The sequence below is a fragment of the Microcoleus sp. Pol14D4 genome, assembly GCF_036701245.1.
Taxonomy (GTDB): domain Bacteria; phylum Cyanobacteriota; class Cyanobacteriia; order Cyanobacteriales; family Microcoleaceae; genus Microcoleus.
In genome coordinates, this window is sequence record NZ_JAUBQM010000018.1 from 1 (window position 1) to 16,453 (window position 16,453).

Here is a 16,453-nt window from a genome sequence, read left to right on the forward strand (position 1 = left end):
AATTAACGGTTACGGGCCGACCGAAAATACGACTTTTACTTGCTGCGCGCCGCTCGACTCGGCCAGTGAAATTAGCAATTCCGTTCCCATCGGGCGGGCGATCGCCAATACTCAAGTTTACATACTCGATCGGTATTTGCAGCCAGTGCCGATCGGCGTTCCGGGGGAATTGTATGCAGGCGGCGCCGGCTTGGCCAGAGGCTATCTCAACCGTCCCGATCTGACAGCCGAAAGGTTCATTCCCAATCCTTTGATCGACAACGAAGAAGATGGATTGGAAAATGCACCAGAGCGATCGGTTTCAAGCCTTCTTCCTTCCTCAAATCGCCTTTACAAAACAGGGGATTTAGCCCGCTACCTGAGTGACGGTAACATCGAGTACCTCGGACGCACCGACAATCAGGTAAAGATTCGCGGCTTCCGCATAGAAATAGGAGAAATTGAAGCAGTATTAGCCGGACATCCAGATGTCACCCAAGCGGCGATCGCAGTTCAGTTAGATGCTTCGGGCAACAAATGTCTCGCAGCTTATGCAGTTTCCCGCCCAGGTCAAATTCTCGCAGCCGGTACCCTGCGCTCCTTCCTGCAAGAGAGACTGCCAGACTACATGATACCCGCTGGGTTTGTGTTCCTCGACGCTTTGCCCTTAAACCCGAACGGCAAAGTTGACCGCCGCGCTTTGGCAACTCAAAAGTGGCAATCTAGCGGCGCTGCGCCCAATGAAATAATTGCTGTTGCTCCCCGCGACAAGTTGGAATTCCAGGTGACAAAAATTTGGGAAAAAGTTTTAGGCATCAATTCAATTGGCATCAGGGACAATTTCTTCGAGGTGGGAGGACATTCCCTGCTAGGGGCGCGCTTGTTAGCTGAAATTGAAAAAGTCTTCGACAAAAAGCTGCCGCTGTCTGCTATTTTCCAATCGCCAACTGTTGAGCAATTGGCTGACATTCTCCGCGAACCGGAATGGTCGTCACCTTCTCCGTCGATGGTGGTTATTCAACCGGGGACAGGGAGTTACAAACCTCCTCTGTTCTGCATCCACGTGCTCGGCCGAGGATTGGAATTTTACCGTCCTTTAATGAATTATTTGGAGCCATCGCAGCCTGTTTTGGGACTGTCAACCCAGATTATGGATGAAAAATTGGCTCCCCCCAATCGAGTTGAGGAATTGGCAGCTTATTACATCAAAGAAATGCAAACTTTTCAGCCACACGGCCCTTATTTTCTGTTAGGAGTATCTTTTGGGGGGACGGTAGCTTTTGAGATGGCTCGGCAACTTCACGATCTAGGTGAGAAGGTAGCTTTGCTGGGATTGTTGGACACTTACGGGCCGGATGCTTTCAAAAATTCGTCTGAGATGAAGAAGAGTCAACGGGCGATGAAAGTTTTACGGCTCACGTCTGCTGTATTTATGAAAAAAGCGAAGAGCAATCTGATGGGAAAAATCGAGGTCCTCACTCATATTCAGTGGAGAATTTTGTGCAAGTGGTACCGGGCGGTGGGGCGTCCCCTGCCAATTTATCTGGAAAACTTCACTCATCGAGAACTCAATGAAGAGGCATTAAGACATTATGTAGCGGGAGTTTATCCGGGTCGAGCCTCTATTTTCAAGGCAATTGAGAGTGCGGAGGCGTTTGGGGTTGACCTCGAATTAGGTTGGGGTAGGGTAATTACGGGAGGAATAGAGGTTCAGGAGATTCCTAGCGACCACCTTGGGATGTTAAAAGAACCTCACGTTCGGATACTGGGGGAAAAATTGCAGGCTGCGGTCGATCGGGCTCAAGGTTAACATAGGACAACTAGGACAATTGACAGTGGACAATGGACAGCAAAAACTCCGAGATAATTTTCGCTGTGAACTATCAACTATCAACTATCAAATCGTTTCTGGTTGCATCGGAATGATTTAACCACAGAGGGCGCAGAGAACACAGAGGAAGATCGCAGAGAGATGAATACAGGACTATGAAGCGCGGATTTGATATGACTCGATTTTACAATTCCGATGCTATGGGATTTGATATCAATTGTTTAAATCCCCATGCTAAAAACTCGCTGTCAACTGTCAACTGTTTAACCTTCCAACGCCGCCAAAAGACACAGCAACAAAGCCTCCGTCCACTCGACTACAGCACCGTAAGTATCGCCCGTGTGGCCGCCCAAACGGTGGTTAAACCAGGCTCCGGCAAAAATTCCGATCGCACTTCCCCCCAAAGCCATCCCCGCCGCCAACAGCCACCGATCGCCCTCCAAGATAACTTGCACCACGCTCAAACTCAGCAGCAACAGCACTCCCGGTATAAAATCAAAAGGAGAATAAATAGATTCCTTGTGAAAAGCTCCCTTACCCTCGGCCCGGAGATAGGGATAGCGGGCGATCGCCACCAGTTGGGCCCACCTTCCCCAACCCGCCACACCCATCAAAGCCAGCCACCGATAGTTATTCAAGTCGGAGAGAGCGGCAGTTTTCAGCAGCACGATCGCGATCGCAGCCATCGCCCCAAAGGCTCCTGTAACGCTGTCCCGCATGACTTCCAGCCTGCGTACCGGGTCGGGTACAGCCAGCCCGTCCGCCGCGTCCATTGCCCCGTCTAGGTGCAGCCCCCCAGTCACCGCGATGCCCAAAACTACCACCAAGGCCGATCGAGTCAGAGCAGGCATTCCCAACAACTGCAACCCAACATCCCCCAGTCCCAGCATCCCCCCAATCAAAAGCCCGATCGCCGGTGCCAAGCGGGCAATGCCCCGAAACTCCAAAGTCCAAGACACCGGTACCGGCAAACAAGTATAAAAAGCGACTGCGGCTGCGATGGCAGCGCCTTGATTCCGGAAAAAGTCGATCGTAGAGCGAACCCATTTATCATGCACCATAAGATAGAAAATTTTTCATCTGGTATGCAGTTGTCAATCGATTAGCGTGTGCCAGAATTGGACTGTAACACCCTAGTTTTTTGGATCGAGCATTCCTCCTGTCGCCCGCTCTTTTCCCCGGAAAACCTCTGTCGGCAGCGATCCCAAAGCTCCCTATCTAAAATGACTAAACTCCAGATCCGCGTTTCCCTTCCCAAGAATTCTAGCTAACTCCCTGATGTTCAAGACGGGAAAATACTACAACAGAGGCTTTTACTCCATGAGTCACGATCAATTGAATAACAGGGTAGTTGCTCCTTGCATCATCGATACAGGGATTGTCGTCAACAAACGCGATATCAAAAGATTGCTGTTTGATTTAGGACGTGTCCGCTACCTTCACATACAAGATGGCGAGATTTATAGCGAAGGAGAAGGTTATGTGCTCGAAGTCTTCGCCAACCCCCACCGTTCTACCCTGATTGCCAATCATGCGCTTTATTTGAACGTCTATAGTTTTGATTACCTGGAACTTAAACAGTCCCCTGAAGATGGTGCTTATTTTGACCTGATTCAAGATGGACGGCAGTTGCGGTTAATTCCCCTCTCCAATCCTTTGCAAGAGCAATTCGCCCGGAATTTAAATGCTGCGGCTTTGGATGCGGTTGTCGATCAGGTACTTTCAGGCAACTGGGATCTGCAATTGGACGACGATGATTCCCCGTTTTAATCGTCAGTCAGTCGATTTTAGATTTTAGATTTACTTGCAGCATTGAATCTGGGAGTTAGAACTAAGGTCTAAAATTTTTTGCCCTCCACGACGATGGTCGGAAACTTGTATCCGTTTTTGTGCGGGGTCATGAGTTTTTTGTCGCGATGTCAACAACAATAGATTAGATAACACGGACGGCCGAGTAGCGGTTAACGAGCATCGGGGACTAATGACTGAGGACAGGGCGAAATTTTCTTTTAAATGTCAGGCTAATTGCAGCCATACCCAAGCCCGTGCAGGGGTTTTTGCCACTCCCCACGGTGTGGTGGAAACGCCTAAATTTATGCCAGTGGGGACGCTAGCTAATGTCAAAACTTTGACCCCGGCACATCTTGAGGCGGCGGGTTCTCAAATGGTTTTGGCAAATACTTATCACTTGCACTTGCAGCCGGGGGAAGCGATTGTCGCAGGCGCCGGCGGATTGCACAAATTTATGGCTTGGCCGGGCCCGATGCTGACGGATTCGGGAGGCTTTCAGGTGTTTAGCTTGAGCCAAATGCGGACTATTTCTGAGAATGGGGTGACTTTTCGCTCTCCCCGCGACGGCCGCATGATTAATTTGACGCCGGAAAGATCGATCGAAATTCAGAATGAGTTGGGCGCTGATGTGATTATGGCCTTTGACGAGTGTCCCCCTTACCCCGCTACGCGGGAGGAGGTGGAGGCTGCCACAAATCGCACTTACCGCTGGCTGCAACGCTGCATTCAAGCTCACTCGCGCCCGGATCAAGCTTTGTTCGGAATCGTCCAGGGGGGCGTTTTCCCCGATTTGCGATCGCGCGCGGCGAACCAGTTGGTAGATTTGGATTTACCAGGCTACGCCATCGGCGGGGTTAGTGTCGGGGAATCGGGGGATTTGATCGCAGAGATTGTGAAGGTGACTGCGCCTCTGTTGCCGGCAAATAAACCGCGTTATTTGATGGGGATTGGGACTTATCGGGAAATGGCGTTGGCGGTGGCGAGTGGCGTAGATATGTTTGACTGCGTGATTCCGACTCGGCTGGCCCGCCACGGGACGGCTTTTGTGGGTGGGGAACGCTGGAATTTGAAAAATGCTCGATTCCGGGAGGATTTTGCTCCGCTGGATGAGTCTTGTCCTTGTTATACCTGCGAAAAATTCAGTCGGGCTTATTTGGCGCATTTGGCGCGGGCTAACGAAGTGCTGGGGTATACTTTGCTGGCGCTTCACAATGTGACGGAGTTGATTCGCTTTACGGGGAGGATGCGGGAGGCGATTTTGGCCGATCGATTTACTGAAGAGTTTGCCTGCTGGCTCGCACCGAGAGTCGATCGATCGTGATTCCCTTGGGTAAAGATATGCGACAATTATGAAAATTCTGTTGGATAGGTAGGTTGATTCATGGAAGCTGCATTACTCTTAGCAAAACTGCCCGAAGCTTATTCGATTTTTGAGCCTTTGGTTAATGTTTTGCCGGTCATTCCCGTATTTTTCTTGCTGCTGGCTTTTGTTTGGCAGGCGGCTGTCGGATTTAGATAAGTTTGATTTCACTAAAAGCAGGGGCAATTTTTGAATTGCCCCTGCTTTTAGGTATTAAGTTTTGTCTCGTTGTTCTTTCTGCGTTCAGCTACCGCCGATCGCACTTTTGAAAGCCGGTCTTTCTGTGATCCGCTTGATGTAATCTACAACGGCCGGATAAGCACTGAGGTCGAGTTTTAGCATCATCGGAATGTAGGCCAACATTGACCCGACTGCTGCGTCGGCTACGCCAAATTCATCACCCATTACAAACGCCTGTTTCTCGAAGATTTCATTTAACGGTTTTAACAACTTGGGAGTTTCGCGATCGCGAGTTGCTTCTGTAAATATTCCCGGCCCCAGGGTGGCGTTAGCAAACGTGACCCACTGCACGATTTGAGCTTGCTGCTCCAAAGTGTCGGGCATCTTACCATATTTTTGAGCTAAATACAGCAGAATTGCGCCGGATTCCCAAAGTTTAAAATCTCCGTCAACAATTGCCGGTACTTTGCCGATCGGGTTAATTTCGAGATACTCTGGCTGCAAGTGTGCCCCTGCTTGCATATCCAGCATGACGAATTCGTAAGGAACTCCTATTTCTTCTAGATACCACTTGACAATTGAGGCCCTGCTGCGGGCTCCGCCGTAAAGTTTCAGCACAAAATTTTTATCCTTTAACGCAATATTGCTGTTATAGCATTTTTTGGGAATTGGTAATTGGTAATTGCAGCCAGCAGAGACTTTGATGTCACTGTTCCACTAATAACTACTGATTAATGACTACTGACTACTGACTAATTGCCGATCGCTAATGGCACTTCCGTCAAGTGCATAAACAAGATTCTGCTGCCAATAAAAATCAAAATTGCTCCGCCCAATATCTCAATTTTATTTGCAAACAAGTTGCCGCATTTGTGACCGATAAACACGCCTGCAAAGGCTAAAAAGAAAGTAATAAATCCGATCGCAGTCACCGCAGGAGCAATAGAATCTTTCAGGACAGCAAATCCGAGGCCAACTGCGAGAGCATCGATACTCGTCGCCACCGACAGCGTTATCAAAGTCCCTGTATCTAAGGGATTGAACTTTTTCTCGCATTCTTCGCTTTGCAGCGATTCATAAATCATTCTCCCGCCAATGAAACTCAAAAGCCCAAAAGCTATCCAATGGTCGATCGGTGTTATCAAAAAACTAAAACTAAGACCAATTAACCATCCTATTACGGGCATTAAAGCTTGAAAGCCTCCGAAAAATAAAGCAATTTTTAAAGCTTTATTGACCTTCATGTGTTTGATTGCTAAGCCGCTAGAAACAGCAACCGCAAAAGCATCTGCTGCTAGTCCCAAGGAAAGTAATATGGTAGTGGCTGCATCCATTTTTGTAAGGTGTTATGTGCTATAAATAAAGTGTTCATCTTGACCGTTTTAGTTTACACTAAATTTTGATATAAGTGCGTTATTATCATAATCTATTCATTTTTTACTCACATTTATTTCACAATTGGCGAGGGTTGAAAAAATCAGAGCTTAGCTGTATTGTGTAAAAGATCATTTATGAAGTAGCAGAATCGACTATGGCGCCATCTAGACCCTACCAGCCATTGCTGCTCAGATTACTGCATGGGGTTAACGCTGCGATCGCCCTTTTAGCAATTTTGAGCGCATTTCTGGTTTACAACACCTACGATGGGCGGTTTGGCAAAGTCCCCCTGCCTCTGATTGCAGATATTATCGGGATTCACGGCACTTTTGGCAAGATGTTGCTGTTAGGAATAATGCCTGCTTTTGCATTGTACAGTTTTCACCTAGGTCAAAAACGCTTGGTGCAGCCGGATTCTTTTGGGAAACTAACGCAGTTGGGAAAACAGATTTGGTGGTACAGTTTGCACCGGATTGTTAATACGTTGATGTTGCTGGCACTGACTTTTTCGCTTACTTCTGGCAGTATGGTTAAGGAAGAATGGCTGCCGGCTGGGGAATTGACGCAGGTTTGGTATTATTTACACGCTTCGGGTTGGGTGGTATTGGTATTTTGTCTGGCAATGCACTTGTTGATGAGTGCGAAGGTGGGGGGTTTGCCGCTAATTTTGTCGATGTTTGATGCCGCATATCGCCCGGAAGATTCGCCGGCGACTTGGTGGAAGAAAATTCGCTCTTTGGTCGATCGCTCTTAATCTGAAAATGCTTAATTTGAAAATGAACAGAAATATTTTATTAATTGTTGCGGAAGTCTTGGTCATGGGAGGCTGGTTGTTTGCTGTGGTTGCACCTTTATTATTTCCCTAATCCTAGGATAGCAATTTAGGTTAACAAAAGATCGTTAGGTTTTTAGTGAGGAATTCCGCCCTCCGTTTTATGAGGACTAAAGTCTTCACTGCCAACCCAAATTAAGCTTTTCGCGGAGCTTGCTGGCAAGATTTGCGACGGTTTTCCCTGGAGGTCAAATGCGAGATCAAAAGAGCGGCAATTTTACCATAAACTCAGCACCGCCCCCAGTTTGAGATTGCACTGGAGATTCAACTGTCAGCTTGCCGCCGTGCAATTCTACAATAATTTTATAGCAAACCGACAACTCCAATCCTGTAAAATTTTTAAATGATTTAGTAGGGCCAAACTGGTCAAATATTCTGTGTTGAATTTCCCGTGGAATTGTGGAGCCGTTGTGGGCGATCGATACAACAATAAATCTGCCTGTATATTCCTCGACAATATCGGTTTTGATTGTAATAATTTGAGCCGAGTTTTCAATCGTTTTAACTGCATCTATAGCATTGATCGTGAGACTTGCGAATACCTGGCTCAGTTGACCGGGATAACACAAAATTGGCGGCAGGTTGTGGTACTCCTTGACTACTAATATTTTTTGCTCCAGTCTGTGAGCGAGCAACAGCAAAATATTGTCGATTCTCTCATTAACGTTGGCGTGTTCTTTGTTGGCTTCGTCAGGAAGTGAAAATTTTCGCAAAGCCAGGACTATCTGGCGAATGCCATCGGCTCCTATTTTCAAAAAATTGAGAATATTTGGCAACTCTTGGCTGATAAAATCTAGGTCGCCTGTCTCTATTTTTTTGGCAATTCGCCGCCCTGGTTCGGGATATTGTTCGCGATAGAGGCGAATAATATGGAGCAAGTATTTGATATAATCGTTGAGGTGAATCAGGCGGCCGTAAATAAAGTTAATCGGGTTATTAATTTCCTGGGCAACTTCGGCGGCTAGTTGACCGACACTGGTCATTCTTTCGCGTTGTACTAAATGCTCTTCGGTTCTTCTGAGTTTGACTAATACTTCTTCTAAAAGTTTGAAGTTTTCTTGAATTTGCCCGTGGACTTGGGATTGGGAAATAGCGACTCCCAGTAAGTCTGCAATTGCTTCCAAAACTTCCACCTCGTCGGGAGTCGCAAACCGCCGATTTGCACAGGCGAACAGATATCCGAGCCGATTAGTCTGAGTTAATACGGGTACTGCTGCGTAGTGACTATTTGTGAGTTCGATATAGGCGTGTTCCTCAGAGGCTGTGGCATCAGCGGCGGCGGTTTTATGTAGCAGAATCGTTTCGCAGCGGTGAAGCCGTGCAGCTAAATCTCCAGAGGGGCCTCCTGGAACACCAAAGATTCCCAAGCGCCCCGGCAAACCTTCCCGGCAATATTCCCAGCCAAATTCTAAAGTATCTTGTCGGGGATCGTACCATGCGAAAATTGCTCGATCGAGCTTCAGTAAAGTACCGAGTTCGTCTACTGTAGTTTGGAGGATGCGATCGAGGTGCAAGCAAGCCCGAATGCGGCCGGTCAAGCGGTGGAGAAGGGCTTCTGTGCATCTGCGAATGCAATTTAGGGCAAACAGCTTGAGCGCCACAATTGCGGAGAAAATAGCTGCGACGGCAAGTACGCCGGCGGCTACTGCTAGTATCTTGAAAGGAAAAAGTTCTTTTTCGAGATTGTCGCGGGGAATTACGAGGGCGATCGACCATTCAGCTTGTTCTAAAGGAAGATAGGCAACATAAACTCTAGCGCCGTTGATTTGAGTCAGCACAATGCCCGTTTTTTGATAAACCATCTCCCTGGCTACATTTGCCAAATTAGCATCTGCGGACTCTAAAAGACTGGGAGCAGAATTGTCGATATTTCCGATTAATCCAGCGTCGGGGTGCACAATCGGCACTCCTTGAGAATTGAGAACAAAAGCGTAAGTTCCGGGGGCATATTCCAGCTTTCTTACTACTTGGGCAATGCGGTCAATGCTAATGACGCCGTTCATTACTCCGATCGGCTTTTGTGCTTTTTTCTCAATATAATTTGCCGAATTTGACCACACCGGAGCCGAAATGGGAACAATACTTTGTCCTTTGAGCGTGCGAGAAATGGTAGGATCGGAAACATAGACTTCCCCAGCCATTGCCTTTTTGAAGTGTTGGCGATCGCTCACAGTAATCAACGCTCTGCCGACTTTTGTGGTGAAATAAGAACCGTCGGGATTGATTAATGCGAAATGCTGGAATTCTTGCAGTCGAATTACTTCGGATTTTAAGTAAGGCTCTGCCACTGACCAATTCATCGAACGAACGGGAGGAGTGTGGGCGAGGATTTCGATCTCTGCCTTTCTAGTGCCGAGCCAGCGATCGATCTTGTTGGCGCGATCCCTAACTTCTAACAAAGCATTTCGCTCGCTTTTGGTGAGAATCAAGCGGTGAACGCTTTGATAGCTAATACAACCAGTGATGCTAGCTGCCAGAATTGTTCCCCCCAAAATTAAGAGCGCAGTTTGGTACCCAAGATGGTATTCGCCCTTTAATCCCGCTGGCAATAGTCGAGTTAATTTCCACCACTTTACTTTCGCAAAGCTTCGCATGGTTTGACCAATTTGTGAGATTGAAATCCTTAGCTCACCTACGATCTACTCGCCCGTATGCCAGTAGTCTTAAACTACTAGCATTCAATAATTGCGGGGATTTTTTAATGTTCCCCCCGAGCAGCTCCATCGTTTCCGGCTGCACCGGAATGATATAAAGGACACGGCAGTGCCGTTTCCCTACCCAGATTAATTGTAGGGACACGGCAGTGCCGTGTCCTGGCGGTGGGTAATATGAATTCCGATGCTACCCGATTTGATATAACTTTGTTAAACAGGAATAATATGATACCATATTTTTGACAAATTAAAAAATTTCATCACCTACTTATTTTTTTTACATTCGTTAATAATTTATGTTATTTAGGTGAATGTGAGCAGTAAATTTTTTAGGTTGAGATTTTTGGTGTTTGTCTTAATCAATAGTCCAGACTGTTTTTAGTTCCTAGCCTGAAACCCTAGATTTTCCGTTGATAGTTCGATTGCCGAATTGCCTAGAAACCCTTATTCTACGGTTTTCTATCAAAAACTGTCTGCAGTATTGCTTAATAACGAAATATTAAAAGTTTTTCCTTCATTAATAATGAACGAAAAACTTGTTAAATCTTTAATTTACATCTCAACAATCAAAACTATTTTCGGTGCATCCGCTGGCTGAGGCACTGCTAAATTGCCCCAGTTGCGGGATTTGTTTAAAGAACCTTGTGAGTGTGTTCGTGCTGTTTCACATTGTCTTCAGTGCGAATGACGCGCTCGGAGTTGAGCACTCTTTTGCGTTCTAAGGAATAAGTAAAGTCGTTGCGAACTGTTCCCAAGGGAATGTGAAGTTGAGCTTGGGGGCGGATTTTGTAAGTGCGGGCAGCGGCGATCGCCCGAAAGGCAAATTCTTCGCTAAACTGAGCTGAGGCCGGGAATTCTGGCAACATTTTGGGTGTTTCGCCGTCGAGCACTGCTCCCAAAGTCGTCCCGCAAACCATTAAATAAGATGTGGGAATTCCCTTCACAATTGCTTCTAAAGCTGCTGAGGGAATAGCTTCGATTACTTGCACTTCAAAAACTTCGCCTTCTTCTTTGATGAAGCAGGTAGCTACACCGACTGCTATGTAGTCGTCGGTGCAGAGATCGGGAGCGTTGGGATAAACTGTTGCAGTCGTCATAAGAAAAGCTTGGTAGTGTGGAAACCGGGAACGAGAAATTATATCATTTCCGGTTACACCGGAATGATGTTGACTGTTGACTGTTCACTGTTGACTGTTCACTGTTGACTGTTCACTGTCAACCGTCAACTCGAATTTACTATTCCGATGCTAACGGATTTGATATTAAGCGATTTTAGATTTTAGATTTTAGATTTTAAATTTGAGATTTCTTCCACGGTTTTTTTCCGGGATTTTACGTGAAAAATCTCAAACTGGCCGTTCTAATACCTAAAATTGTTGAGTTAAGCTCCAAGGAGCCGATCGCACGAGTGTGTCGATCGTACCACATCAAGGTAGATGCCGGATGATTCGGCAAGGATTCCCCGCCGCCACGACGTTTGCGGGAATATCTTTGACCACAACACTGCCTGCGCCGATCGTGCTATTGTCGCCAATAGTGACTCCTGGACAAATAATACTCCCACCGCCAATCCAAACATTATTGCCAATATTAATTTCAGCGGCGAGTTCTTGGCCAGAAAGCCTTATTTCCGGGTCTGTGGGGTGAAGAGCGGTGTAAATTTGTACGTTGGGCCCGCACAGTAAATTTTCGCCAATGTTAACTCGATTGCAGTCGAGAATCACGCAACCAAAATTCATATACAACCCGTTTCCAGCATAAATATTGCTGCCGTAGTCGCAGTAGAAAGGTGGCTCGATTTCAACTTTGGGGCCAACTGCACCGAACAATTCTGCAAGAATTTCTAACCGTTTGTCTGGTTCGTCTTCGCGGGTAGAATTGTAAGTTCTGGCGAGGCGGCGGGCTCGCTGGCGATCTAAAATTAATTGCTCATCAGCAGCTAAATACAATTCGCCGGCGAGCATTTTTTGTTTCTCGGTTTTTTCCATAAGAATAGGCGGTTGTAACCGCCACTATACAAACTTTCCTCGCTCTTTAACAGACGGAAGAATAATGTAGGGTGCGTCAGGGCGCACCTTACCGCTATAATTAGCGCGTCCGATCATTTTTCGATGTTGCAGCAGACATTTAGGGTTCAGCTTTTGACTGCAAACAAACAGCTAAATCCAGATTGGCTAATTGCTCAAAAGCTCGATCGATCGATCCTTTTCCCCGCAAAAAACCAGTATTTGCACCGGGACAAATATACTGTAAAGTTTCCGGTGAAAATCGCTCGATAATTGACTTCACGCTGTTAATTTGCCGGGGCCAGTGAAAAGTTTTTGGCGTCCACAGCGGTACTGGGGCGGCTTCTCGGTTGGGGAGCAAGTGCCTACCCGAAAACAGCACTCCACCGCTGCCACTATGATAAAGGCAAGAGGAACCAGGAGAATGGCCGGGAGTCCAAAATGCTTTGATTCGATCGCTCACAACAAATTCTCGCTCAAAAACCGTCACCTTCAAACCCGGCAGTAAATAAGCTTCCTGTTCTTGAATCAGGATCTCGCACCCCGTGGCTTCCTGAATCTCCCGCGCCTTGGCGATAGCGCCGCGGTGGGTGAGAAACAGCAGTCGCACGCCGCCGTGTTCCCGCAAAAATGTTTGGTTAATCTCATCCCATGCGGGACAATCCACCAGGATGTTAGTTTGGTTTTCTACAATGAAATAGGCTGTTGCACCCAGAGTTTCCCGGTTAGGCGGGAAAGCAAGGATATTGTCGAGCACGGGCCTGGGTTGTTTGGAGACTAAACTCTGTTGTTTCAAGGAAGTATTTCAGAAGGGAATGGGATAAATATTATGTTCTTTTTACTATGGTTGTTCGTATTGGGGCTGATATCGTACTACTTGTTGCAGAACGGCACCAGTCGCATCACCAGAACTCCGGTATGGCTGCTGTGGCTGGTAATGATGGCGCCCGCGCTGATTTGGAGCGGTTGGATTTTAGTCAACGGCACGAGCAAAACTGTACCGCCGGAGTTGGTAATTATACCTTTTCTGGTTTGCCCTTTTTTGTATTGGTTTCTGGTACAGTTGGGGCGCAAGAAAATTACCGCCGAAACTGCTGAGCAGGTAGCAGACTCTGCGACTGAACCTGTTAAGCCAAAACCGCCCGTGCGCCCGATAGATGCAGCGGAAGAAGCGAGTTTGCGCGATTGTTTTCCTTGGTCAATTTACTTTCTGCGAGATTTGGAATTTCGGCCGCAGGCTGTAATTTGTCGGGGACAGTTGCGGACGAACCCGGAGGCGGCTTATCAAACAATTCGGGAGAATGTGGAGAGGCTTTTTGGCGATCGCTTTTTAGTAGTATTTCAAAACAGCTTGAGCGGTCAACCTTTTTTTGCTATAGTTCCCAATCCCAGCCACCAATCAGGGGAAACTCCTGTCAAAACCGAATCTGTAACCCGGCCATTTTTTGCATTAGCTTTGCTGCTGATCACGGTGTTTACGACTACGCTTGTCGGGGCGCGAATTGCCGGAGTTACTGAACAAGCTTTGCAGTCCAACTCATCAATGTTGCTCCAGGGTTTGTCTTACTCACTGGCTCTAATTACAATTTTAGCAATTCACGAATCCGGCCACTATTTAGCTGCTCGATTCTACAAAATTCGCACGACTTTGCCTTATTTTATCCCGATTCCTTTTTTCTTGGGAACTTTTGGGGCCTTCATTCAAATACGGAGTCCAATTCCGAACCGCCGAGCTTTATTTGATGTTAGCATTGCCGGCCCCCTTGCGGGTTTAGTGGTGACAGTGCCATTATTAATTTGGGGTTTGAATCATTCGACTATTGTACCGCTGTCTGACAAGTCGGGAATGTTAAATTTTGACTCTTTCAAACCCAGTTTTTCGCTGCTGATGACTTTGTTGAGCAAGTTAACCTTGGGCGGCGCTTTGAATGCTGAAACTGCGATCGATTTGCATCCGGTAGCGGTGGCGGGCTATTTGGGTTTGATCGTGACGGCGTTTAATTTGATGCCGGTGGGACAACTCGACGGCGGGCACATCGTACACGCGATGTTCGGCCAGCGAGCGAGTATGGCGATCGGGCAATTTGCTAGACTTTGTATGTTGCTGCTTTCTTTTTTGGAACAGGGTTTGCTGCTGTGGGCGATTATTTTGTTTTTGACGCCACTAAACGACGAACCAGCGCTGAATGATGTTAGCGAATTGGATAATCGTCGGGATTTTTTGGGGTTGTTGGCGATCGCGCTTTTGTTAATGATTTTGTTGCCGGCGCCCAGGGTACTCCTTGAGTGGTTAAATGTTTAGAAGGAAGATCGGCAACGGATTATGTAACGGATTTAACTAACGGATTGATGTTGAAGTCTGAGGGAAGAGAGAAGAAGGAAAACAAGAGAGGTTGACAAAATTTTGCAAGGGTTGCTATACAAGGGTGTTTAGCATTTATTAACTCGCTTTGTCTCTCCAAGTAATCTAGAGTTTCAGCGACTTATCTGAAAAATATGCCTTACAAATCCTTTACTTTCCAACAATTAAAAGAGCGATTTGGATTGGAACCGTCACTCAGTCCTATTTTGAGTTCCAAGATTGTTCCTGTAGAACCCTCCGAATGGCTTTGGAGAACCCTCGAAATTAGTTCCAACACTGCGGTTACAACTGCAAAAGAACGTTCCGAACGGATTATTTCTCCTCTTTTGTTAGAATTTAGGGAAAGGAACAACAGACAATTTTCTATTTTTTCTGGTTGGTCGTTTGATGTAGATGTTGACCAGGGATTGACTGGGGAATGCGACTTTCTATTATCTTCCGTGCCGTTTGATTTTGAAATTAAAGTTCCTGTTTTTGCATTGAGAGAAACGAAAGGTCCAAAAATAGAATCTTGTCTGCCACAGTGTGCAGCACAAATGGTAGCGGCTCAGCTATTTAACGAACGCGAACACAATTCCATACCTGCCGTATTTGGCTGCGTAACTACTGGCGTTGTCTGGCGGTTTCTTAAATTAGATGGAAATAATTTAATTATTGATGCTGATGTTTATTGTGTGGATAATGTTCCTATGATTTTAGGTGTGTTGCAAACAATCGTTAATTTATACCAATAATTTGACAACTCTAATAAAATAGGTTTGTAGGGAAAATTCCGTTATTTTTGCAAACTGAATGATAATTTTTACCGGATGCGAAAGCAAAATTTTTTGACCGCCAATCAAATAATCTAGCTCTACAAATGGTCGCAATTACTCCAAAACAAATAGCGCTAATTCCGATTTATCGCGAGAAGTGGCGACAAATTGGACTTTCGATAAAACCAGTCGATCGCCCGCAAGCGACAGCGGCCATCAACACCGCCTACCACATCATCCGCTGTCCTGAACCGGAAATTATTTTCTGTGACAGCCCTTACACGGCTTTGCAAGCTGTTGAACCGCTAAGGATACGCGATTATGGTCTGGGAATGGCTAGCGAAATCAGAAACAAAATTCATAATGAATTGTACGATATATTAAGAAGTCAACTCGACAGGGAACTGGAAAATCAAATTTACAGCAAACTCTATAATCCGCTGTATGCTCAACTTATGAATCAACTGCACGTTCATGTTAAAGACGAAGTTTACGTCAAATTAGCAAGGTATTTGGGCGGGAAATTTCAGAGATTACCGAGCGCTCAAGCTGATATTAATAACAGCATATTTTCAGAACTGTCAGCCTGTCACGGAAGTTGGGTGGATTTTTGTATAGGCGTGTTAAATTTGGAGTACGATCGCCCTTTATACTCAGCCTTTAAATCTTTAGTGGAAAACTGCGGCTGGATTTACCCGTTTGAGAAAAAGTGCTTTGTGTGCGATCGCCCGATCCAACTTCATTTTGATAGCGAATATTTGCTCCACGCAGAAGGTCAACCAGCCGTTGAATTTGCTGACAAGTTCAGTGTATACTGTTATCGCGGCGTCCGACTGCCGGAAATAATTGGTCAAGTTCCGCCGCAGTCTTGGCAAGCTTCCTGGCTGTTAACAGAACAGAATGCCGAAGTGCGGCGAGTTTTGATTAAGGCGATCGGCTATCCGAGAATTTGTCAAGAATTGCAAGCAACTGAATTGGATACTTGGCAAGAATATACTTTGTTGAAAATTGACAATAATATTGACATAGAGCCAATTTATTTGTTAAAGATGACTTGTCCGAGTACGGGACACCTTCATGCCTTGCGAGTGCCTCCAAAAGTGCGATCCTCTTCGAGGGCTTCGCTAACGGCTAAAGAAGCGATTAGCTGGGTAAATTGGGGAATAGATCCCGAAGAATTTCAAGTCCAGACTTGAGGGAAAGTTTAGAGTTTTGAGCGCGCGAGTTTACAGTTAAAGAATTACAGCGCCACAAAAGCAGCATTCTGCACAAGTCCAGAACAATTAAAAAATGTAGAATTGCAGCCACCGCTTGATACTATGTACT

At 46.3% G+C, this 16,453-nt stretch carries 15 protein-coding genes; 8 read left to right on the forward strand and 7 right to left on the reverse strand.

Annotated elements, in window-relative coordinates:
• On the forward strand, window positions 1-1,789 hold a 1,789-nt coding region (locus QUA33_RS09435), incomplete at its 5' end, for a thioesterase domain-containing protein (RefSeq protein WP_333148344.1).
• Window positions 1,790-2,073: 284 nt separating this feature from the next.
• On the opposite strand, the gene cobS is transcribed toward QUA33_RS09435, so the two are convergent.
• Entirely contained in the window at window positions 2,074-2,871 is a 798-nt protein-coding gene (gene cobS, locus QUA33_RS09440; RefSeq protein WP_333148346.1) for an adenosylcobinamide-GDP ribazoletransferase, read from the reverse strand.
• A gap of 259 nt (window positions 2,872-3,130) precedes the next feature.
• Between cobS and QUA33_RS09445 the strand changes: the two genes are divergently transcribed.
• The 3 genes from QUA33_RS09445 (at window position 3,131) to QUA33_RS09455 (ending at window position 5,120) form a co-directional block, all read left to right on the forward strand.
• The gene (locus QUA33_RS09445; protein WP_190662161.1) at window positions 3,131-3,580 is read left to right on the forward strand and encodes a hypothetical protein; all 450 of its coding nucleotides are present in this window, start codon (window positions 3,131-3,133) and stop codon (window positions 3,578-3,580) included.
• Between the two features lie 211 nt (window positions 3,581-3,791).
• Entirely contained in the window at window positions 3,792-4,922 is a 1,131-nt protein-coding gene (gene tgt, locus QUA33_RS09450) for a tRNA guanosine(34) transglycosylase Tgt (RefSeq protein ID WP_333148348.1), read from the forward strand.
• A 60-nt stretch (window positions 4,923-4,982) separates the two neighbouring features.
• Window positions 4,983-5,120: a photosystem II reaction center protein K gene (locus QUA33_RS09455; RefSeq protein WP_006634808.1), complete on the forward strand. Its 138-nt coding sequence runs from the start codon at window positions 4,983-4,985 to the stop codon at window positions 5,118-5,120.
• An 84-nt stretch (window positions 5,121-5,204) separates the two neighbouring features.
• Here QUA33_RS09455 and QUA33_RS09460 read toward each other — a convergent pair whose 3' ends face one another.
• Together QUA33_RS09460 and QUA33_RS09465 are read right to left on the reverse strand one after the other, a co-directional pair.
• Window positions 5,205-5,759, reverse strand: a complete 555-nt coding sequence (locus tag QUA33_RS09460) for a glutathione S-transferase family protein (RefSeq protein WP_333148349.1) — start codon at window positions 5,757-5,759, stop codon at window positions 5,205-5,207.
• A 134-nt stretch (window positions 5,760-5,893) separates the two neighbouring features.
• The gene (locus QUA33_RS09465) at window positions 5,894-6,475 is read right to left on the reverse strand and encodes a manganese efflux pump MntP family protein (RefSeq protein ID WP_333148351.1); all 582 of its coding nucleotides are present in this window, start codon (window positions 6,473-6,475) and stop codon (window positions 5,894-5,896) included.
• A 197-nt stretch (window positions 6,476-6,672) separates the two neighbouring features.
• Between QUA33_RS09465 and QUA33_RS09470 the strand changes: the two genes are divergently transcribed.
• A complete protein-coding gene (locus tag QUA33_RS09470; RefSeq protein WP_333148353.1) occupies window positions 6,673-7,272 on the forward strand; it encodes a cytochrome b/b6 domain-containing protein in 600 nt (199 codons plus the stop codon).
• 278 nt (window positions 7,273-7,550) lie between these two features.
• On the opposite strand, the gene QUA33_RS09475 is transcribed toward QUA33_RS09470, so the two are convergent.
• From QUA33_RS09475 to QUA33_RS09490, 4 genes are all read right to left on the reverse strand, one after another.
• Entirely contained in the window at window positions 7,551-9,944 is a 2,394-nt protein-coding gene (locus QUA33_RS09475) for a cache domain-containing protein (RefSeq protein ID WP_333148355.1), read from the reverse strand.
• A 692-nt stretch (window positions 9,945-10,636) separates the two neighbouring features.
• The gene (locus tag QUA33_RS09480) at window positions 10,637-11,101 is read right to left on the reverse strand and encodes a hypothetical protein (RefSeq protein WP_333148357.1); all 465 of its coding nucleotides are present in this window, start codon (window positions 11,099-11,101) and stop codon (window positions 10,637-10,639) included.
• 330 nt (window positions 11,102-11,431) lie between these two features.
• The gene (locus tag QUA33_RS09485) at window positions 11,432-11,992 is read right to left on the reverse strand and encodes a sugar O-acetyltransferase (RefSeq protein WP_333148359.1); all 561 of its coding nucleotides are present in this window, start codon (window positions 11,990-11,992) and stop codon (window positions 11,432-11,434) included.
• Between the two features lie 139 nt (window positions 11,993-12,131).
• A complete protein-coding gene (locus QUA33_RS09490) occupies window positions 12,132-12,806 on the reverse strand; it encodes an MBL fold metallo-hydrolase (protein WP_333148361.1) in 675 nt (224 codons plus the stop codon).
• Window positions 12,807-12,839: 33 nt separating this feature from the next.
• Here QUA33_RS09490 and QUA33_RS09495 point away from each other — a divergent pair, with 33 nt between their 5' ends.
• From QUA33_RS09495 to QUA33_RS09505, 3 genes are all read left to right on the forward strand, one after another.
• The gene (locus QUA33_RS09495) at window positions 12,840-14,312 is read left to right on the forward strand and encodes a site-2 protease family protein (protein WP_333148363.1); all 1,473 of its coding nucleotides are present in this window, start codon (window positions 12,840-12,842) and stop codon (window positions 14,310-14,312) included.
• A gap of 194 nt (window positions 14,313-14,506) precedes the next feature.
• Window positions 14,507-15,106, forward strand: coding sequence for a hypothetical protein (locus QUA33_RS09500; protein ID WP_333148365.1), 600 nt, complete (start codon window positions 14,507-14,509; stop codon window positions 15,104-15,106).
• 125 nt (window positions 15,107-15,231) lie between these two features.
• Window positions 15,232-16,323: a DUF6745 domain-containing protein gene (locus tag QUA33_RS09505; protein ID WP_333148367.1), complete on the forward strand. Its 1,092-nt coding sequence runs from the start codon at window positions 15,232-15,234 to the stop codon at window positions 16,321-16,323.
• The last annotated feature ends 130 nt before the right edge of the window (window positions 16,324-16,453 follow it).